Genomic DNA, 20,027 nt, shown 5'->3' on the forward strand with positions numbered 1-20,027 from the left:
TGCAGTAAAGACATACGACAAACCACCGTGCGGAACCGGTCAATGTTCCGTGAAAGGCAACATCATGTTGGAACTGAAGAACATCACCAAGTCATTTGGTGACACCCACGTGCTGAACGGCATCTCACTGACCATCGGGGACGGTCAGATCATGTCGATCCTCGGACCTTCCGGCGGCGGCAAGACCACGCTGCTGAACATCATCCTCGGCATCTCCCAGCCGACCAGCGGCCAGCTGATCTACAACGGCGAGGACCTGACCAACGTGCCGATGGAGAAGCGCGGCTTCAACATCGTGTTCCAGGACTACGCACTGTTCCCGAACCTCAACGCCTACGAGAACATCACGTACGGCCTGAAGAACAACCCCGGCATCTCCACCGAGAAGGAGATCAAGGAGATGATCTCCCTGCTCGGCCTTGAGGAGCATCTGACCAAGAAGATCGATGAGCTCTCCGGCGGCCAGAAGCAGCGCGTGGCCCTCGCCCGCACCCTGGTGATGAAGCCGAAGCTGCTGCTGCTCGACGAGCCTCTCTCCGCCCTCGACGGCGTGATCAAGGAGTCCATCAAGTCCAAGATCAAGCAGATCGTCAACCAGTACAACCTCACCACGATCATGGTCACCCACGATCCCGAGGAGGCCTGCACGATGAGCGACAAGGTGCTGATCCTCAACCAGGGCAAGATCGCCCAGTACGCCTCGCCGGACGACATCATCCACCACCCGGCCAGCGAATTCGTGCGCAAGTTCATCCTCCACCAGCTGGAGGTCAAGCGCAACAACATCTACACGCTGTTCAACGAAGGCGACGCCAACGCCGCCAAGCAGCCCGCCCTCGCCGGTCAGGAGGCCTGAGAACAATGAGCGTCGAATCGATTCAGGCCGGCAAGCAATTGCCGAGCATCGCGCCTGAGATCAAGAACCACGAATCCCGTCCCTCCAAGCCGCGCCAGCCCGAACTGACCGCGCTTCTCGTCGCCGTCACCGTCATCTTCGCCATCTTCCTCGTGGTGCCGATGGTGATCGTGCTCGCCAAGTCGTTCCAGACCGGAAATGGCTCGGCCACCTTGGAGAACTACGCGGCCATCCTCGCAAGGCCCGAGTTCTTCACCTCCGTTCTCAACAGCCTCAAGGTGGCCGCCGCGGCGGCGCTCGTGGCCATGCTGCTCGCGTTCCTGCTGGCCTACGCGGTCAACTGCACCAACCTGCCGCCGAAGTTCAAGAAGGCCATCGCCCTGCTCACCCAGGTGCCGATGCTGCTGCCGACCATCACCTACGGCTTTGCCATCATCTACTCCTTCGGCAAGGAGGGCCTGATCACCAAGCTGTTCGGACACCAGCTGTTCGACATCTACGGGTTCAACGGCCTGCTCATCGGCTACGTCATCTACACGCTGCCGACCTGCTTCCTGCTGATCAACAACTCGTTCCAGTTCGTCGACAAGAAGTTCATCATCGTCTCGCACATCATGGGCGACAGCCACATCAAGACGTTCTTCGTCACCACGGTGCGGCCGCTCATCGGCACGATGTGCGTGGCGTTCATCCAGAGCTTCTTCCTGAGCTTCACCGACTACGGCATCCCGACCTCCGTCGGCGGCACCTACGACGTGCTGGCCATGACGCTGTTCAACCAGATGCTCGGCTCCATCCCGAACTTCAACCGCGGCGCCGTCATCGCCGTGTTCATGCTCATCCCGTCGATCATCTCCATCATCCTGATGACGATCCTGGAGAAGTACTCCATCCGCTACTCCAAGGTCTCGCAGATCGACCTGCCGGAAGGCAAGAAGCGCGACACGTTCTGCGCCATCGCCTCCGTGGTGGTGCTCGTGTGCGTGCTCTCCGTGTTCGCCGTGATCCTGCTCATCCCGTTCGTGGAGATGTGGCCGTTCAAGCTGAACTTCACGTTCAGCCACATCACCGGCATCTTCGCCGACTCCGAACTGACCGCTGTGTTCACCAACTCGCTGTACGTGGCCGTGATGACCGCCATCCTCGGATGCCTGTTCGCCTACGCCGCCGCCCTGGTGACCTCCCGCTCCAAGCTGCCCGTGGCCGCCAAGCGGTTCGTGGACTCCATCAGCTCGATCATCAACACCGTGCCCGGCATGGTGCTCGGCATCGCGTTCCTGTTCACGTTCAGCGGCACGCCGATGCAGAACACCTTCTGGATCCTCATCATCGCGAACATGATCCACTACTTCGCCACCCCGTACCAGATGATGAAGGACTCGCTCTCGAAGATGAACGCCTCGTGGGAGACCACGGCGAAGCTCATGGGCGACAGCTGGTTCAAGACCATCGTGCGCGTGGTCACGCCGAACGCATGGCCCACCGTGCTGCAGGTGTTCGGCTACTACTTCGTCAACGCCATGGTCACCATCTCCGCGGTGGTGTTCCTCACCGGCGCCAAGACCCAGGTGATCACCACGAAGATCTCCGCCCTGCAGCACCTCGCCAAGTTCGACGACATCTTCGCCCTCTCGCTGCTCATCCTGGTCACGAACCTCGTGGTCAAGGGCCTCATCGCCCTCGCCACCCGCAAGAAGCCAATCAAGGCCAAGGCCACCGAGGCTGCGGCCGCGACGGTGAAGCAGGGTGCGCGCAAGAGCGCCGAACAGATCGCCGCCGGCAGCTTCGCACTGCCGCCGATCAACCCGCGCTCCCACGGACGCAGCGTGGTGACCGGCATCGCCTCCGGTGTGGTGGCAGCGATCCTCGTGGCCTTCGGATTCGGCGCCTTCTCCGGCACCGCAGCCGCCAGCCAGCAGGTCGTGATCTACACGAACGCCGACGACGAGGCCGTGGCCGCGTTCGAGCACGCGCTCGACGACAACGGCTACAAGGGCAAGTACATCATGCAGAGCTTCGGCACCTCCGAACTCGGCGGCAAGATGCTGGCCGAAGGCAAAAGCCTTGAGGCCGACATGCTCACCATGAGCTCCTACTACGTGGATTCCGCCCAGGAACGCAACCACATGTTCCAGCCGCTCACCGACGTGAAGTCGAAGCTGCTGAAGACGAACGTGAACACCACGGCGCCCGACTACCGCAGCCCGACCACCGCCCAGGAGGGAGCGATCTTCTACAACACCGAAGCCATCAAGCAGGCCGGCGTGCCCGTGCCGACAAGCTTCAAGGACCTCGCCGACCCGAAGTACAAGGGCCTGATCTCCGTGCCCGACATGGAGGGCTCCTCCACCGGCTGGCTGATGGTGCAGGCCATCGCGGGCGCCTACGGCACCGGCGACGAGGGCAGGCAGATCCTGACCGACATCTACAGGAACGCCGGCCCGCATCTCGAACAGTCTGGTTCCGGCCCGCTGAAGTCCGTGCGCTCCGGCGAGGTGGCCATCGGCTTCGGACTGCGGCACCAGGCCGCGGCCGACAAGAAGAAGGGCCTGCCGATCGACTACGTGGACCCGGTCGAGGGCAACTACTCGCTGACGGAATCGGTGGCGGTGCTCGACAAGGGCTCCAAGACCAATCCCCTTGCGCAGAAGATGGCCGGCGTGATCATCGACCAGGGCCGCAAGGAACTGCTCCAGACCTATCCGACCCCGCTCTACCAGGGTGAGAAGGAACCGGCCAACGGCTCGAAGTATCCGAAGACCTTCGACAAGCCGCTGACGGTGGACCTGCTGCAACAGCATCAGGACTTCTCCGAGGCCTGCAAGCGCGCCGCCAAGGAGGCCTGACCCACCCCACCCTCACAGCCCCATTGTTGTGACGGACATGGGTCTCACCCCGCCGTCCGTCACAACAAATCCTTGAACTATGCTGCCCGACCGTGGACAGACAGCCGAATGAGGTCGTCGATGTGCGTTTCGCAATCGTAAAGACTCGGCCTGAGCGGCCCGGAGCGTATCACGAAATGCACATCGACGCCCCGGGCTCCTCAGCAGGTCGAACGGTCCTGAGTGCATCGAGCAGAGCATACCGGCAACCCACGGTCACAGCATTCGCCGCTCTCATAGAACCCGATCTTTCATCCCATAATTCAATCCCCCAAAAATAGAGAAGGAACCATAATGACCAACGAATACAAGCTGCTCACCCCCGGCCCGCTGACCACGACCCGCACCGTCAAGGAGGAGATGCTCTTCGACCATTGCACCTGGGACGAGGACTACCAGCAGATCACGCAGAAGATCCGCCGCCAGCTGCTTGAGCTCGCGCACTGCGATCCGGAGGAGTACACCGTGGTGGTCATGCAGGGTTCCGGCACCTTCGGCGTCGAGAGCGTGCTCACCTCCGTGATCGGCGAGGACGAGAAGGTGCTGCTGTGCACCAACGGCGCGTACGGCGACCGTCAGGTCAAGATCTGCGAGCACGCGGGCATCGCCCACACGCAGTACGCCGAGCCGTACGACCGCATCCCCAGCGCCGAGAAGGTGGCCGAATACCTCGACGCCGACCCGTCCATCACCCACGTCTCGATGATCCACTCCGAGACCACGTCCGGACTGCTCAACGACATCGAGGCCGTGGCCAAGGTGGTCAAGTCCCGCGGCAAGACGTTCATGGTGGACGCCATGAGCTCCTTCGGCGGCGTGGACATCCCGGTGGCCGACTGGGGCATCGACTTCATCGTCTCATCCGCCAACAAGTGCATCCAGGGCGTTCCCGGCTTCAGCTTCATCATCTGCAACAAGGCCAAGCTGGAGGCCTCCAAGGGCAAGGCCCGCAGCCTCTCGCTCGACCTGTGGGACCAGTGGAACACCTTGGAGAAGGCGAACGGCAAGTGGCGCTACACCTCCCCCACCCATGTGGTGCTCGCCTTCTCCAAGGCGCTTGACGAGATGTTCGAGGAGGGCGGCATCCCCGTGCGCTCCGCCCGCTACCAGCTGAACAACGACCTGCTGATCGCCCGCATGAAGGCGCTGGGCTTCTCCACGTTCCTCGCCGACCATCAGGGCCCGATCATCACGACGTTCCTGTACCCGAAGGGCATCTCGTTCGACTTCCACGACATGTACGAGTTCATCAAGGAGCGCGGCTACGCGATCTACCCGGGCAAGCTGACCGACGAGGAGACGTTCCGTCTGGGCAACATCGGCGAGATCTACGCCGACGACATCGAGAAGGTCACGGAGCTGCTGGCCATGTACATGGGCGAGCGCGGCCTGCTTGAGGCCGCCACCGGCTCGGATTCCGTGCCCGCAGCCATCGCCGCGATGGACAAGGCCGGCGAGCCGATCAAGGCCGCCGCCCCGATGGGCGTCAAGCTCGCCGCCTGACCCACCCTTCCACGGCCCGCTCAAAACGGAACGGGCATCAGCGTGAAATCCCCATGGAGAGATCGGCATCCTTGTTCGGCCGTAAGCAGCGAAGGCATTTGCTACGCTTTGCGAGCAAATGCCGGAGCGAGGCCGAACGGCCTTGAGTGTGTCGAACAAGGATGCCGATCTCGACTTCAACCGACCGCGCGTCACCTGACATCATCAAGCAAATCAGTACAAACAAACAAAAGGAAAACCACTATGACCAACCGTTTTGAGGCCGTCATCTTCGATTGGGCCGGCACCACCGTCGACTACGGCTGCTTCGCCCCCGTCCGCGCCTTCCAGGAGGCGTTCCGCGAGTTCGGCATCGATCCGACGATGGCGGAGACCCGCAAGCCGATGGGCATGCTCAAGCACGATCACATCAACACGATGCTGCACATGGAACGCATCGCCCGCGCCTGGGAGGACGAGCACGGCCACGCCCCCACCGACAAGGATGTGGACGACGTGTACGCCCACTTCGAGCCGAAGCTGCTGTCGATTCTCGATAACTACGCCGACCCGAAGCCGGGAGTGCTCGACGCCGTGGCCGCGCTGCGCGGGGCGGGTCTGAAGATCGGCTCCACCACGGGTTACACCGACAAGATGATGGACATCGTGGTGCCGAAGGCCAAGGAGAACGGCTACGCCCCCGACTTCTGGATCAGCCCGGACGGCACGAACGGCTTCGGCCGCCCCTACCCGTACATGATCTTCCGCAACCTTGAGCAGCTGGGCGTCTCCTCCGTGCACGCCGCCGCCAAGGTGGGCGACACGCTTTCCGACATCCGCGAGGGCAGGAACGCCGGCGTGTTCACCATCGGCGTGGTCGAGGGCAGCTCCCAGCTGGCGCTGAGCGAGGAGGAGTTCGAGGCACTGACGGAGGCCGAGAAGGCCGAGGCCCGTGCGAAGGCCAGGGCCGCGTTCACCGAGGCCGGCGCCGATGCCGTCATCGACACGATGGCCGAACTGCCGACGCTGCTCAGCCAGATCGCCTGACCAGATCGCCTGACCCAGATCGCCTGACCCGCATCATACGGTAGCCCACCGTCTCCGCCGCGTTCATGCCTGTACGACAGGCATATCGCAGTGAAATCGGTGGACGACCGTTTTCGCATATACGCTCCCCGACCTCCATCAGGATTCCGGAAGGAATCGCGTAACGATATCGTCGAGCTGGGAGGAGATGCCAGAGAAATCCTGATTCAAATCCAGAGTACGTACGATGATGCGATTGCCGTCCATGTCGAACTCTCCATCCGGCTGCCGTTCCTCATCCGTTCTCGCATACAGCACCATGCCGGACACAATGTGGGCATCGCCGTTCGCCGACAGCTGGAACGTCTTGTTTTTCACATAGGTGAACATCTGATACATGTTCGTGGAATGCATCGTATAACTGTCGAAGTTCCGCTGCATCGTCCGCGTATAGTATTTCGCATCGATGATGAGCGTGTCCCGGCCATTGTCCAATACCACGTCCGGTTGCATAACCGGCAGTTCCACGCCTGCCGGGCACATCCAGGGGATACGATGATGGGTCGTTTTGATGCGTCCCCGCCATTCACGCGAATAATATCCGAAAAGAAACTTCTCGTATATCCGATGCATCTGCTGATCATCGAGGAAGTCCATGAGCAGGGTTTTTCCTGGTCGGGAGCTTTGCAGCAGCCCTTTGACCGCCAGACGGCAGATGCCGATGAGCATACGATAGGTCTGATTGTTCCTGTCGAATCGCAGTCGCCAATCGACTCGGCGAAGATCGACTCGCCCAACGTTATCCAGGCATGCGAGCAGTCGCCGCAGTTTCGCTCTGCGAATCGGACCGACGTCGGCATGCGTCAGCAGCAGCATGGTCGATTTGATGATGCGGTTCGCATGAGAATCCACAGTGAAATCATCCACTGTGCAGACGAGCTTTTTCCTTGACATCGTGACCTTGCGGGCGCTTTCGGTGATTTCGATCCTGCCTCGGGGAGAATCCAGCTCGTCGGTATGGGGGATATATTCTCGCGACAGCCCTCGCTTGATTTGCGTCGACATTCCCTGCACGAGGATGGCGGCGCATAAGTCGGCGATGTTATCGAAGGATTCCGTACCCAGTTTCCGATATTGCTGTTCCCGCAAGGCTCGAAAAGCGTACGACAGCATGTAGTACACATTCCGAATCGGAATGCTTGACGACGTCAAATCCGCCGACGTCATCGGATGGCCTCTCTCAGCCTTTCGGCCTCGTCTGCCACGGTCTGCGGTTCGTCAAACCAGTATTCCTCAAGCAACGGAATAAGCTCGTATTCCACGATGCCCGACAATGTCCGCTCGTCTGCGGTTTGCGGAGTCAACCCGCAGAAATAGCTGTGCCCGATCCGGAAACCCTTGCCGAGGGAATCGTCCTCGGATATCTTCCTGTTGAGCGTTTTGACGGCGGAGATGAGCCTGCCGAACCTGTCGCTGCCCAACGATTGTTCATACCGTTTGAACCCATCGGTGTCGAATCCCGGCTCAAGTTCGACGAACGCGAACCTGCGGCGAAGCGCGTAGTCGATCATCGCCAGGCTGCGGTCGGCGGTGTTCATCATGCCGATGATGAACACGTTGGAGGGAATGGAGAACAGTTCGTCCGCATACGGCAACTGCAGTTTGAGGTCGCGCTTGTCGTTCTCGATGAGCATGAACAGTTCGCCGAAGATCTTGTTGAGATTGCCGCGGTTGATTTCGTCGATGATGAAGTAATATGGCCGGTCCTCATCTTCCTCTGCCTTTTTGCAGAATTCATAGAACACTCCGTATTTGAGTTCGAAGCCGGTGTCCTTCGGCCGATATCCAAGCATGAAGTCCTCATAGGAATAGTTCTGGTGGAACTGCACCATTGTCACCCGGCTCGGGTCCTTCACCCCCATGATGGAGTAGGCGAGCCGCTTGGCCATGAAGGTCTTGCCCACGCCGGGAGCCCCCATGAGGATGATGTTTTTCTTGCGATCGAGGGCTGCGACGAGATTGTCATAGGTATGCTCACCGACATACGCCTCGTCGAGAAAATCCTCACGCGAGTACGGATCAAGAGGAATCTCCTCGACAACCGAAGCATCATCGCCTTCCTCCGCATCGTCATTCAGCAGTTCGTCGATCTGACGGACCATGTCGAGATTCGATGTAATGTCGTTCAGCGTCTTGTTATGGAACTGCTTTGCGGAGCGCAAAGTGCTATCGGCGTCATCCACAGTCATCCATGACACTTGCCGAGCATTATTGAAATCATCGGCGCTCTCATAATGCTCGTAATCGGACTGCACTTCACCGATACCGAGAATCGTTCTGGTGCCCTTAATCGCCACCACCACATCACCGGGCTTCATCTCATTGGCGAACTGCCAAAGCATGCGGGCCGCGTTCCGGGGAATCCCGTCCATCTCATAGGAATCCCGCAATTCCTGCTGTATCTCACTTCGCTTGTCGTACCGTGAGATGTCGCCGATCTTCCCCCACCCTATCAGCATAACGGAGTCGTCCTGGCATTCCTGCCATTTCTCCGCTCTGGAGCCAGGACGGTACGACCAATATCGTTGTTCCGGAGCACCACTGTCTCCGAGGGCATTGGCCGGCGCCATTTTACGCCGGTCTCGATCATGCTTGTTCCGTTCACGAATAAGGTGTGAAGCCAGCTCATTGGTCATATGTACGTTGGCGCCGGTATCCGTCAGCTTCCAGACGCCATGCTCTCCGCCATCGATATAGCCGCCGAAGACGAGGATATTCCTCGCGAAAGCGACCTCATTGGAGAATCTGTTGACCTTTGTTTTCCCTCGTACAGCCGTAAGCTCCTCTTGCGTCAGGTGGAGGTTCCCCGCAATCCTGTCTCTTACCTCTGCGGGGCTTGCCTTCCCTCCCAATTCCTTCAATGCATTCAGAATTGGCTCCATCCATCGCATGTAGGCAGACTTCAGATTGGTTTTGGCAACGTCTTCATCAACCATCGCAAAATCCTTTCACCACATAAGTTCTCAGTATATTCTTTTCTTGCTCGTGCAAAAAACCTGATGAATGAACAGCGGTTTCGTACAGAAATCCCGATGACGAAATAGCTGTTTCGTGCAAAAAACCGGAGGAATATATCGTGGTTTCGTGCGGAAATCCTGACGAACGGTGAATGAGACGACGTTGCCGGACGCGTTTCGGCACCGATTATGTCGTGGTCGACTATTGCGTGGCGCCGGGGTTTTCCGCTATGGTGCTGAATGCAGACTCCGGGGGTGCCCGCTTATACGGCTGAGATGGACGACCCGTCCGAACCCGTTGACCTGAACAGGATAATGCCTGCGTAGGGAATCGGATGCTGCACGGCGTTCTCTTGCGCATACTCGCTGCTGGCGAGCTTCTCGAACGGGCGGTTCCCACGCGTTGCCCAGGTGTCGTTTACATGTCGTGCATTCGTTTCCTTTACGCATGCTCCCATCGGCCACGAATCGTATGGCCGACGCATGAGAGGAAAGAAGTATATGACTCAGCAACGATCACTGAGCCCCAAGAATATGCTGCTGGGATTCCAGCACGTACTGGTCTCCAACGTCTGGCTCGACCCGGTCTTCGTGGCCGCGGCGATCGGCCTGCCGCTGGCGCTGTCGTCGAACATGGTGAACGCCATCTTCATCATCTCCGGTCTGGTCACGCTCGTGCAGGCCACCAGGCTCGTGCGACTGCCGATCATACAGGGCCCGTCCGCCGCATTCGACGCGCTGATGATCGCCGCCGGCACCGCCGGCTCGCTCGCCGCGGCAGGAACATCCATCTTCATCGCATCGCTGATCTTCCTGGTGCTGTGCCTCACCCGCGTCATCGAGAACCTGCGGTTCCTGTTCGCCCCCATCGTCTCCGGCGTCATCATCTTCCTCGTCGGCGTCTCGCTCTCCGGCTTCACGCTCAGCGAGTTCCTCGGCGGCGCCCCCGGGGACAAGGGCTTCGCCGACCCGAAGGTGCTGGCCGTCTCCATCCTCACCACCGTGCTCGTGGTGGCGCTCTCCCAGTTCGGCAAGGGCCTGTGGCGCTCGCTGTCGTATCTCATCGCACTGGTGGCCGGCACCGCGCTGGCCATGGCGTTCGGCCTGTCCGACTTCTCCGGCGTGGCCTCCAAACCATGGTTCGGTCTGCCCACATTCATGCCGTACGGCGGTTTCACCTTCAACGCCGCCATCTTCGTGCCGTTCCTCATCGCCTATATGGTGGCCGTCATGGAGGCGCTGGGCGTGTATCAGGCCGCCACGGAGATCCAGGGCACGAAGCTGGAGAACAAGCAGGTGCGGTACGGTCTGGCCGGCGAGGCGGCCGGTTCGGCGCTGTCGTCGCTGATCGGCGGCTTCACCACCACCGCATACCCGCAGAACGTGGCGCTGCTCAAGGTCACCGACGAGGGCAGGACCCGCACACGCGTGCCGGTGATCATCGCCGGCGTCGTCTTCGTGGTGCTGGGCTTCATCCCCAAGGCGGGCGCCGTGCTTTCGCTCATCCCCTCGCCGGTCATCGGCGGCATCTTCCTGCCGGCCGCCGCAAGCCTCATCTCCACAGGCTTCAACACGCTGCGCAAGGTAGAGCCGAACGACCGCAACCAGGTCGTCATCGGCCTGTCCCTGCTGCTGGGCATCGCGCTGCCGGGCGCGCTGAGCGGTCTTGAGGGCGGTGCGCATGTGTTCTTCTCGAACAGCATCCTCGTCGGCGCGTTCGCCGTCGTCATCCTCAAGCTGCTGCTCATCGACCTGCCGAATTTCGTGGCCAGGAGAGCCGGTAAGGCAGTCGTCAAGGAGACGACGGGCGACGCCGGCTCCGACGCCGCCGGCGAGTCCGCACCCGAAACCAAATAGCCTCAGCATTTACATTTAGAATCGGTATCAGACGATAGCCGATGCCCCATGCCATAGGCCATATGTACGGGGCGCGGACGGATGTCGTTCGTGCCCTGTACGACATATGGCCGGCCCTCCCGGAAAGGACCCATCATGCCCATACAGCCGGTCTCCGCCCCCACCCGCGAAGACGTCAAACAGGCGGTGCTCGATTTCATCAGCCGATACGGTTGCGACGACGCTCCCGACGATGCGTTCGACGCCCTCGCCCGGCTCGTCTTCGCGTTCCAGTTCGCCAACAACGCGCCGTACCGTGCCTACTGCACGTCGAAGCGTGTGACCCCGGCCACGATGACGCACTGGTCGGACATCCCCCCGATGCCGGTGGACGGCTTCAAGATGCTCACCCTCACGTCCACGCCGGAGGACGAGTGCGAAGCCGTGTTCACCACGAGCGGCACCACGCATCCCGGTCAGAAGGGCCGGAATTTCCATCCCGATCTGGAAGTGTGGGACGCTTCGATGATCGGCCCATTCCGTCATTTCATCCTCCCCGACCGCGAGCGCATCCGCATCGGCGTGATCTCCCCGGCATGGGACATGAATGAGCATTCGTCGCTGTCCCGGTACCTGACAAGGGCCGTGGAATGCTGCGGCACCGAAGGAAGCGATTGTTTCTTCCACGCCGAGGGACTGGAGTTCGACCGCATCGAACGGTTCCTGGACCGGGCTGTGGAGGACGGCGAGCCGGTGATGCTCATGGGTGCCTCATCCGCATACTGGTATCTGCTGGAGCATCTGCGTGGTTCGGGCCGCACGTTCCGTCTGCCGGCTGATTCGCGCCTGTTCGATACGGGCGGGTTCAAGGGCACGAGGACGGGAATCACCGTGGACGACATGTATGCGATGTTCGCCGACGTGTTCGGCGTGGACCGCGCGCATTGCGTGAACATGTACGGCATGACCGAGTTGAGTTCGCAGATCTATGACCAGAACCTGCTGTCGTATTACGCGGACGGTTCGGTCAATACGCTGAAGGCTACGCCGGCGTGGGTGCGTTCGGTCATGCTGGACCCGCAGACGCTGACGCCGGTGGAGGATGGCGAGACGGGCGTGATCGCGCACTATGACCTCGCGAACTGGAATTCATGTCTGGCGATCCTCACCGAGGATCTGGGCGTTCGTTCGGCGGACGGGTATCGTCTGCTGGGCCGTGCGAAAGGCGCCGAGGCGCGCGGATGCTCGATCACCGTGGACGAGGTCATGGCGGCGAACGCATGAGCGGCAACGAGCACGTCGACGTCGCCGATATCGGCGTCGTCGACATCTTCCATGCGCCGGCAGGTTTCGTATTCGAGGCGTTCGATACGCGCGAGGTCATGACGTCCGACGGTGTGATGACGTTGCAATATCCGCGTCTTGACGCCGATGTGATTCATGCGTTATGCGATTGCGTTCGGAAGAATCGCAACGATCATCTTGCCGGCCAGCCCGTGGGCTCCATCATCGATGTGTTGTCCCGGGCCGTGGAGTTGTGGATGGACCCCGATTATCCGCCGCGGCGCATCGCCGAACGGCTGGTGCCGGCGATCACCGGCTATGACGCGGATATGACGCGCATCGAGCTGAAACGCTATATGCGCATGTTCCGTAGACGTGAGCTGCTGCGGTTCGTCGATGATGAGCTGTCGTGCCCGCAGATGCTGGACGAGTACCGTCCGAACAAGGCCGGCGGCTATACGCGTCTGTATGGCCCGGACCTGTCGTTCCACGTGTTCTCCAGCAATGTGCCGGGCATTCCGGTTTGGAGCATGACGATGGGGCTGCTGGTCAAAAGCGCGATCATCGGCAAAGCGTCGTTCGACGAGCCGCTGATGCCGGTCCTGTTCGCCCGATCTATCCGCGAGATAGACCCCCGACTGGCCGACGCCATCGCCGTGGTGCCGTGGAAAGGCGGTACGGAGCCGTTGGAGGACGCCGCCATCGGGGAATCGAACGCGGTCGTCGTCTATGGTTCCTCGCATACGACGCAGGCGCTGCGCCCGAAGGTCGCTGAAGGCAAACCGTTCCTCAGCTATGGCGCACGCATCGGGTTCTCCCTGATCGGCCGGGAGTCGCTGCGCGCGGACCGGTATGAGTCCACGATTCACCGCATGGCGCTGGATGTGGCCACATACGACCAGCAGAGCTGTCTGGCCGCGCAGACGGTGTTCGTGGAGCGTGGCGGCATGGTGGCGCCGCATGAGACGGCCGAACTGCTGGCCCATGAGCTGGAGTCGCAGCAGCGCAAGTATCCGCGGTCAACACCCACGCAGGAGGAGTCCCTGGCGATCCAGCGGGTTCGCTCCTCCGTGGAGATGCTTTCGCTGTTCGCCGGCGGCGCCAGTGCGACGAACGCGGATGCCGGTTCCAAACCGTTCGTCATCCCCTCGCCGCATGGCACCGACTGGACGGTGCTGTACTACGCGGATGCGGCGGCATTGCCCACGCCGGCCTCGCCGCTGAACCGCACCATCACCGTGGTGGCGGTCGACGATCTTGCCGACGCGATGCCGGTGATGGCGCCATATCGTCAGTGGCTGCAATCATGCGGCGTGGCCGTGGACGGCACGCGGCTGTTTCCTCTGGCGCAGCGTGCGGGCGCGCTCGGCATCGACCGCATCTGCCCGGTCGGGGAGATGAACCGCGCCAAGTCGGGATGGCATCATGACGGCGGATTCAACCTGCTCGACCTGGTGCGCGCCGTGGATGTGGAGCGCGGCACCGACCGGTTCGCCGACTCCTTCGACGACGACTTCGAGTGACAACGGATTTCCTCGATTGCGGATTTCCTCGATTTTTCCGGGAGTATCATCATGACAACAGCAGCATCCACGACCATGCCCTTCACCGGCAAGGTCGCCATCGTCACCGGTGCGAGCCGTGGCATCGGCGCGGCCATCGCGCGGCGTTTCGCCGAACTCGGGGCGGCCGTGGTCATCGACTATCTGAGCGACGACGAACGGGCCCTCGCCACGGCCACCGCCATCGAGCAGCAGGCCGATGCGGCGGGCCGTGTGGCCGTGTTCAAGGCCGACGTACGCAGTGAGGAACGGACGCGCGCGCTGGCCTCGTTCACCGAGGAGACGTTCGGCGGCGTGGACATCCTCGTCAACAATGCGCTCAGCCATTATTCGTTCGACCCGCGCCGGCGCCGCACCTTCGACGGCATCTCATGGGACGACTACCGCGAGCAGATCGACGGATGCCTGCGCGGCGCCTACAATACGTGCGCGGCGTGCGTGCCGCGTATGCGACGTCAGGCGGGTGGCGCGATCGTCAACATCTCCAGCAATCTCGTGGATGCGCCGATTGTGCCATACCACGACTACACGGCGGCGAAGGGATCGCTTGTGGGATTCACCCGTTCGCTCGCGCAGGAGCTGGGCAAGTGGGGCATCCGTGCGAACGCCGTGGCGGCGGGACTCACCGCCGGCACGGATTCCAGCCGCGCCACCACCGAGGACGTGCGTGAACGCATCGTGGCGATGACGCCGCTCGGCCGTCTCGCCACCGCCGACGACATCGCAGGCGCCGTGATGATGCTGGCCGGCGACGATGCCGGATTCATCACCGGTCAGACGCTGCACGCCGACGGCGGTCTGGTGATGCGGTAAAAACCGTCATTCCGGGCGGAGCCGCCTGCGGCGTAGTCGAGGAATCCACCGTCCCCGCCTTCGCCGTTCCGCTCCCCTCAGTCGGCTGCGCCGACAGCTCCCCTCGACGAGGGGAGCCAATGGAGAAACGGAACGATTGCTTGCCCCTCAGGATTGGGGGATGCGATGGCACGAAGGACCCGAACGGCATGATTCACGGCTCCCCTCGACGAGGGGAGCCAATGGAGACGCGGAACGATTGCTTGCCCCTCAGGATTGGGGGATGCGATGGCGCAAAGGTCCCGAACGGCATGATTCACGGCTCCCCTCAGGATTGAGGGGAGCTGTCAGGCGGAGCCTGACTGAGGGGAGCACTCCCCTACTTGGCGAGTTTGGTGAGGATCAGCGCCTCGGCGAGGATGTTCTTCCGCAGGCTTGCCAGGTCGATGGACTCGTTGGGGCTGTGCGCGTTGGCCTTCGGATCCTCCGGCCCCGTAACAAGCACCTGCGCCCCCGGGAAGATGCGCTGCAGCTCGGGAATGAACGGAATGGAGCCGCCCTCGCCCTTGTTGGCCGGTTCGGTGCCGAACGCCTCGGCGAGCGCCTCCTCCGCGTCCCTGACCGCCGCGCTGTCGGGGTCCATGGCCCATCCCTGACCGTTCTCCAACGGCTCCACGCTCACTTCGGCACCGAACGGGGCGTGTGCGACGAGAAAGTCGGCGAGCGCCCGCTGCGCCTCGGCCGGATTCTGGTTGGGTGCGGTGCGCATGGAGAGGCGGAACCGGGCTGAGTCGGCGATGACGTTGAAGGAGCCGTCGACCGGATGGGCGTCGAAGCCGATGACGGTGACGCTGGGCTTGGTCCACAGGCGGGATGCGAGCGAGTCGGCGCCGGCGAGCCGGTAGCCGTCCACCACGGCGGCGTCGGCGCGCAGCGAGGCCTCATCGAGGTCGCGCTGGAGCCCGCCGACCGGCTCCTCGGAGGCGACGCCGGGCACCACCAGGCTGCCGTTCTCGTCGTACATGGAGGCGATGAGCATGGAGGCGAGCGTGTTGGCGTCGAGAATCGGCCCGCCGAACTGTCCGGAGTGCACGGGATGGCCGAGCACGCGCACGGTCACGTCCACGCAGGTGTTGCCGCGCAGCGACGTGGTGAGCGAGGGGATTTCGGCGGACCAGTTGCCCGAGTCGGCCACGATGATCACGTCGGATGCGAATTCGTCCCGATGCGCCTCGATGAACGGGATGAAGCTGGGTGAGCCCATCTCCTCCTCGCCTTCGATGAACACCTTGATGTTGACTCCGAGGTCGTCGCCGAGCGCATGCAGGGCGCCGGAGTGGATGGCGATGCCGCCGCCGTCGTCAGCGGAACCACGACCGTAGAGACGGCCGTCGTCCTTTGCGGTGGCGACGAACGGGTCCGTGTCCCATTCGGACGGGTCGGGCACAGGCTGCACGTCGTGGTGGGCGTAGAGCAGCACGGTCGGGGCCTTCGGGTCCACGATGCGCGAGCCGACGACCTCCCATGCGCCGGGCGTCCCGTCCGGGTTGGAGGACTGCACCACGCGGGCGTCCACGCCCTCCTTGCCCAACAGGTCCGCCACGAATTCAGCGGAACGCTTCATGTGCCCGCCTGTGATGCCCTTCGCGGAGACCGACCCGAGAGCGATCTTCTCCGACAACGCGTCGACCACCCTCGGCCAGTCCTCGTCGATGCGTGAACGCAGTTCGTCGGTGGTGATGTCCGCCATGCCGTCCTCCTTTGTTTTCGGTGATGCACGCATCCCGCGCATCCTTCGTATCCTCGTATCCGCCGCTGCGCATCGCGCCGCGTATCGGCGCATGCGCGCGGCGTCCCCCACGGGTTTCGCGCCGTGGAGAGTCTAGGCGTCACCGTAACCTGTTCGCATGACATGGAACCCCTTCAAACGTTCAGAAGACAAGGAAAAGCCCGAGGAGGCCCCGGCGGAGAGCACGCCGAAGACGGGCAACGGCAAGAAGAACCGTCCCACCCCGAAGATGAAGGACGCGCAGGCCGCGAAGATCCGCCCGCTGGTACCCAAGGACCGCAAGGCCAGCAACAAGGCCGCGAAGGCGAAGCTCCGGGAGAAGCAGGACGCCGAGTACGCCGCCATGAAGAGCGGCGACCTGCACCATATGCCGAAGACCGAGCAGATCGACTACCGCATCTACATCCGCGACTATGTGGACGCCCGTTGGAATCTCGCGGAGTTCATGATGCCGTTCATCATCATCATGCTGGTCGCGTCGATGTTCATCACATCGTCGAACCCGCAGCTGACGTGGCCGCTGATGCTCGTCATGTACGCCTACTTCTTCGCCGCCATCATCGACGTGGCCATCATGTGGCATGGGCTGAAGAAGAAGCTTATCGCCAAGTTCGGCGAGAAGTCGGTGGCCAAGGGCACCCGTTCGGCCAGCTACGCATGGTCGCGCGCCATGCAGATGCGTCGCTGGCGTCTGCCCCGTCCGCGCAACCCGAAGCGCGGCGTGTGGCCGCAGTGACCGTCTGACGCCCCGAGCGAACAACGGGGCCCGCATGCGGTGCGTCGATGCCCGGCGAATTAGGCTGGACATCGACGTTTTTCGTATTACGGACGTCACATTCGTCATCGAATCGCCAATCGAACAAGGAGGATGCCCATCATGGCCGACGTCGACGTCATGGGGAAGCGGACCGATTACGACACCGTCATCATCGGCGCTGGGCCGGGCGGATATTCAGCCGCCCTGCGCGCGGCCGAACTCGGTCTGCGCGTCGCGGTCGTGGAACGCGACCCAACGCCCGGGGGCACCTGCCTGAACCGCGGATGCATCCCCACGAAGGCGCTCATCACCGCCGCTCGGAGCGTGGAACAGGGCCGTCGTGCGGAACGCTACGGCATCGGCATGTCGGTGAACGCCATCGACTTCGGCGCACTGCGCGACTACCGGCGTGGCACGGTGCGCACCGTGGTCGAGGGCCTTTCCGGACTGCTGCGGTTCCGCGGCGTCGATATGATCCATGGCGAGGCGCGCGGACTGCGCCGTGTACCCGGCTCTGAAGCCGACGACATGACGTACGCCGTCGACGTCACGCCCCCGGACGGCGATGCCCGGGGCGATACGAGGACCGTAACCGCGCGCCATGTCGTCGTGGCGACCGGATCCCGGCCCCGTCCGCTGCCGAGCATCCCCTTCTCGCAGAGCGTCATCGACTCCGACGGCGCGTTGGAGCTCGACGAATTCCCCGACGACGTCATCATCATCGGCTCGGGGGCGATCGCGCTGGAGTTCGCCAGCCTGTGGAACGCGGCCGGCAGTCGCGTCACCCTGCTGGCCCGGAAAAACGGAGTGCTTTCGAACTGGGATCGTCGTACCAGCGCCACGATGACACGCGAGCTGAAACGTCGCGGCATCGACGTCGTCACCAAAACCGGCGTGACCGCCATCGACACCGGCGTGAATCTCGGCGCCGTCGTGCACTACGAGGTCGCCAACGGGAAGACGTCCGAGGAGAAGTCCGCCGCCGCACAGATCGTGCTCGTCGCCATCGGACGCAACCCCAACACCGACGCCCCCTGGTTCGACGACCTCGGCCTGACCCGCGACACCGCAGGATACCTGGCCGTCGACGGTCTGGGACGCACGAACGTCGCCAACGTCTGGGCGGTGGGCGACGTAACCGGCGGCTACCAGCTCGCGCACCGCGCCTTCGAACAGGGCATCGCCGTCGCGGAGGCCATCGCCGTCGCGGAGGCCATCGCCGGGCTCGACCCCGAACCGGTGCGTGAGGAGACCATTCCCCGCGTGGTGTTCTCCTCCCCCGAGGCCGCCGCCGTCGGACTCACCAAGGCGCAGGCCCAGGCGGACGGCCGCTACGCCGACGTGGCCGAGACCATCTATCCGATGCTGGGCAACGCCCGTACGCTCATGACCGGCGAAAACGGCTCGGTCACGGTGGTCAGCGCCGTACCGTCCGACGACGCCGCCGCCCCGCGCATCGTCGTGGGCGTGCACATGGTCGGACCGGAGGTCAACGAGATTGCCGGCGAGGCCGAGCAGATCATCGGCAACAGAATCCCGCTCGCCAAGGCCGCACGCCTCATCCACCCCCATCCCACGTTCGGCGAGGCGCTGGGCGAGGCGCTGCTCAAGGCCGACGGACGGCCGCTGCACATGCGCTGAAACCGCGGGGAACGCGGCGCAGGCCCCGTGTCGTTTGGCAGGAAGTCCAGTACACTGGTCTTTCAGCAAAAAGTCTCATCACACGACAGACGCTATAGAAACGCGATATAAAGGACATCATGGCAGAGAAGAACGAAAAGCCGAAGAAGCAAGGCACCATCAGCCAGCTCATCCAGATCTACAGGTTCACCGCCCGGGACGACAAGCAGCTGCCGTGGCTCATCGCCGGCGCCGTGGCCCTGCCGATCATCGCCGCCATCATCGTGGCCGTGCTGTGGTTCTCGTGGATCACCGACATCTTCACCATCATCCTCGGCGTCATGGTCGGCATACTGCTCGGCACCATGGTGCTCACCCGCCGCGCCGACAAGGTCGGCTACCGCCAGATGGAGGGCAAGCCCGGCGCCACGGGCGCGATCCTGAGCAACATCACCAAGGCCGGATTCTCCTTCCCGCAGGAGCCCATCTGGGTGGACGCCAAGACCAAGGACGCCATCTGGCGCGGCACCGGCCGCACCGGCGTGTATCTCGTGGCCGAGGGCGAATACGGACGCGTGATGAAGGCCATGGACAAGGAGGAGCTGAAGATCCGGCGCATCACCCGCGGCTCCGACATCCCGGTCATCAAGATCTCGGTGGGTGACGGCGAGAAGCAGGTGCCGCTCAGCAGATTGCAGAAGACCGTGATGAAGCAGAAGGTCAAGCTCACCAAGTACGAGGTCGACGAGCTCAACTCCCGTCTCAAGACCCTGCAGGCCAAGAACACCATGGGCCTGCCCAAGGGCATGGACCCCACCAAGGTGCATGTCAGCCGCCGCGCCATGCGGGGCAAGTAGACCATACGCATGATTCCGGGCGGGACGGACCATGACCGATCGGTCTCATATCCCGGAATCGTTCGGCATGAGAATGTCGGCAATTCACGAAATGTGATATTGCCGACATTTTTCATATTCATCGTCCATAGGGTCTTCCGATATCGGCCATCGGCAAATACCATGGGACCGCCGGAGCGTCCGGTCGCCATCATCGAATCGGTTGACCCGACCCATCGGCGTGGACGCGGCCAACGTCTCAAACGTTTGTCAAGGACATATCAA

The 20,027-nt window shown here is 62.4% G+C and carries 14 protein-coding genes and 1 riboswitch; of the genes, 11 read left to right on the top strand and 3 right to left on the bottom strand.

What is annotated here, in order from left to right:
- Positions 1-64 precede the first annotated feature (64 nt).
- The 4 genes from DF200_RS03365 to phnX all read left to right on the top strand — a co-directional run bounded on the left by DF200_RS03365 (position 65) and on the right by phnX (position 6,270).
- A complete protein-coding gene (locus tag DF200_RS03365) occupies positions 65-856 on the top strand; it encodes an ABC transporter ATP-binding protein (protein WP_109136889.1) in 792 nt (263 codons plus the stop codon).
- A gap of 5 nt (positions 857-861) precedes the next feature.
- On the top strand, positions 862-3,702 hold the full coding sequence (locus tag DF200_RS03370) for an extracellular solute-binding protein (protein ID WP_109136890.1): 2,841 nt from the start codon (positions 862-864) through the stop codon (positions 3,700-3,702).
- Between the two features lie 333 nt (positions 3,703-4,035).
- On the top strand, positions 4,036-5,244 hold the full coding sequence (locus DF200_RS03375) for a 2-aminoethylphosphonate--pyruvate transaminase (RefSeq protein ID WP_109136891.1): 1,209 nt from the start codon (positions 4,036-4,038) through the stop codon (positions 5,242-5,244).
- 243 nt (positions 5,245-5,487) lie between these two features.
- Positions 5,488-6,270 carry a phosphonoacetaldehyde hydrolase gene (gene phnX, locus DF200_RS03380; RefSeq protein WP_109136892.1) on the top strand — a complete coding sequence of 261 codons (783 nt, stop codon included), beginning with the start codon at positions 5,488-5,490 and terminating at the stop codon, positions 6,268-6,270.
- Between the two features lie 138 nt (positions 6,271-6,408).
- On the opposite strand, the gene mcrC is transcribed toward phnX, so the two are convergent.
- Together mcrC and DF200_RS03390 are read right to left on the bottom strand one after the other, a co-directional pair.
- Positions 6,409-7,476: a 5-methylcytosine-specific restriction endonuclease system specificity protein McrC gene (gene mcrC / locus DF200_RS03385; protein WP_109136893.1), complete on the bottom strand. Its 1,068-nt coding sequence runs from the start codon at positions 7,474-7,476 to the stop codon at positions 6,409-6,411.
- A complete protein-coding gene (locus DF200_RS03390) occupies positions 7,473-9,245 on the bottom strand; it encodes a DUF8426 domain-containing protein (RefSeq protein ID WP_109136894.1) in 1,773 nt (590 codons plus the stop codon). The genes mcrC and DF200_RS03390 overlap by 4 nt, the downstream gene beginning before the upstream one ends.
- Before the next feature lie 262 nt (positions 9,246-9,507).
- Positions 9,508-9,615, top strand: a riboswitch (TPP riboswitch).
- Positions 9,616-9,767: 152 nt separating this feature from the next.
- Between DF200_RS03390 and DF200_RS03395 the strand changes: the two genes are divergently transcribed.
- The 4 genes from DF200_RS03395 (at position 9,768) to DF200_RS03410 (ending at position 14,761) form a co-directional block, all read left to right on the top strand.
- Entirely contained in the window at positions 9,768-11,123 is a 1,356-nt protein-coding gene (locus DF200_RS03395) for a solute carrier family 23 protein (RefSeq protein WP_109136895.1), read from the top strand.
- Between the two features lie 135 nt (positions 11,124-11,258).
- Positions 11,259-12,386, top strand: coding sequence for a LuxE/PaaK family acyltransferase (locus DF200_RS03400; protein WP_109136896.1), 1,128 nt, complete (start codon positions 11,259-11,261; stop codon positions 12,384-12,386).
- Positions 12,383-13,909 carry an acyl-CoA reductase gene (locus tag DF200_RS03405; protein ID WP_170112476.1) on the top strand — a complete coding sequence of 509 codons (1,527 nt, stop codon included), beginning with the start codon at positions 12,383-12,385 and terminating at the stop codon, positions 13,907-13,909. The genes DF200_RS03400 and DF200_RS03405 overlap by 4 nt, the downstream gene beginning before the upstream one ends.
- Before the next feature lie 51 nt (positions 13,910-13,960).
- On the top strand, positions 13,961-14,761 hold the full coding sequence (locus DF200_RS03410; RefSeq protein ID WP_206603409.1) for an SDR family oxidoreductase: 801 nt from the start codon (positions 13,961-13,963) through the stop codon (positions 14,759-14,761).
- Between the two features lie 358 nt (positions 14,762-15,119).
- Here DF200_RS03410 and DF200_RS03415 read toward each other — a convergent pair whose 3' ends face one another.
- Positions 15,120-16,490 (bottom strand): dipeptidase, encoded by a 1,371-nt coding sequence (locus tag DF200_RS03415; protein ID WP_109136898.1) that lies wholly within the window; start codon positions 16,488-16,490, stop codon positions 15,120-15,122.
- A gap of 157 nt (positions 16,491-16,647) precedes the next feature.
- Between DF200_RS03415 and DF200_RS03420 the strand changes: the two genes are divergently transcribed.
- The 3 genes from DF200_RS03420 (at position 16,648) to DF200_RS03430 (ending at position 19,763) form a co-directional block, all read left to right on the top strand.
- Positions 16,648-17,265, top strand: a complete 618-nt coding sequence (locus tag DF200_RS03420; protein WP_109136899.1) for a DUF3043 domain-containing protein — start codon at positions 16,648-16,650, stop codon at positions 17,263-17,265.
- Positions 17,266-17,406: 141 nt separating this feature from the next.
- Complete coding sequence (locus tag DF200_RS03425) at positions 17,407-18,927, top strand: FAD-dependent oxidoreductase (protein ID WP_241520103.1); 1,521 nt, start codon at positions 17,407-17,409, stop codon at positions 18,925-18,927.
- Between the two features lie 119 nt (positions 18,928-19,046).
- Complete coding sequence (locus DF200_RS03430) at positions 19,047-19,763, top strand: DUF4191 domain-containing protein (RefSeq protein WP_109136900.1); 717 nt, start codon at positions 19,047-19,049, stop codon at positions 19,761-19,763.
- The last annotated feature ends 264 nt before the right edge of the window (positions 19,764-20,027 follow it).

This window comes from Bifidobacterium catulorum (assembly GCF_003129925.1).
Classification (GTDB): domain Bacteria; phylum Actinomycetota; class Actinomycetes; order Actinomycetales; family Bifidobacteriaceae; genus Galliscardovia; species Galliscardovia catulorum.

Coding starts and splice junctions, on each gene's coding strand:
- DF200_RS03365 (WP_109136889.1), top strand. CDS start 65: ATGTTGGAACTGAAGAACATCACCAAGTCATTTGGTGACACCCACGTG.
- DF200_RS03370 (WP_109136890.1), top strand. CDS start 862: ATGAGCGTCGAATCGATTCAGGCCGGCAAGCAATTGCCGAGCATCGCG.
- DF200_RS03375 (WP_109136891.1), top strand. CDS start 4,036: ATGACCAACGAATACAAGCTGCTCACCCCCGGCCCGCTGACCACGACC.
- phnX (WP_109136892.1), top strand. CDS start 5,488: ATGACCAACCGTTTTGAGGCCGTCATCTTCGATTGGGCCGGCACCACC.
- mcrC (WP_109136893.1), bottom strand. CDS start 7,476: ATGACGTCGGCGGATTTGACGTCGTCAAGCATTCCGATTCGGAATGTG.
- DF200_RS03390 (WP_109136894.1), bottom strand. CDS start 9,245: ATGGTTGATGAAGACGTTGCCAAAACCAATCTGAAGTCTGCCTACATG.
- DF200_RS03395 (WP_109136895.1), top strand. CDS start 9,768: ATGACTCAGCAACGATCACTGAGCCCCAAGAATATGCTGCTGGGATTC.
- DF200_RS03400 (WP_109136896.1), top strand. CDS start 11,259: ATGCCCATACAGCCGGTCTCCGCCCCCACCCGCGAAGACGTCAAACAG.
- DF200_RS03405 (WP_170112476.1), top strand. CDS start 12,383: ATGAGCGGCAACGAGCACGTCGACGTCGCCGATATCGGCGTCGTCGAC.
- DF200_RS03410 (WP_206603409.1), top strand. CDS start 13,961: ATGACAACAGCAGCATCCACGACCATGCCCTTCACCGGCAAGGTCGCC.
- DF200_RS03415 (WP_109136898.1), bottom strand. CDS start 16,490: ATGGCGGACATCACCACCGACGAACTGCGTTCACGCATCGACGAGGAC.
- DF200_RS03420 (WP_109136899.1), top strand. CDS start 16,648: ATGACATGGAACCCCTTCAAACGTTCAGAAGACAAGGAAAAGCCCGAG.
- DF200_RS03425 (WP_241520103.1), top strand. CDS start 17,407: ATGGCCGACGTCGACGTCATGGGGAAGCGGACCGATTACGACACCGTC.
- DF200_RS03430 (WP_109136900.1), top strand. CDS start 19,047: ATGGCAGAGAAGAACGAAAAGCCGAAGAAGCAAGGCACCATCAGCCAG.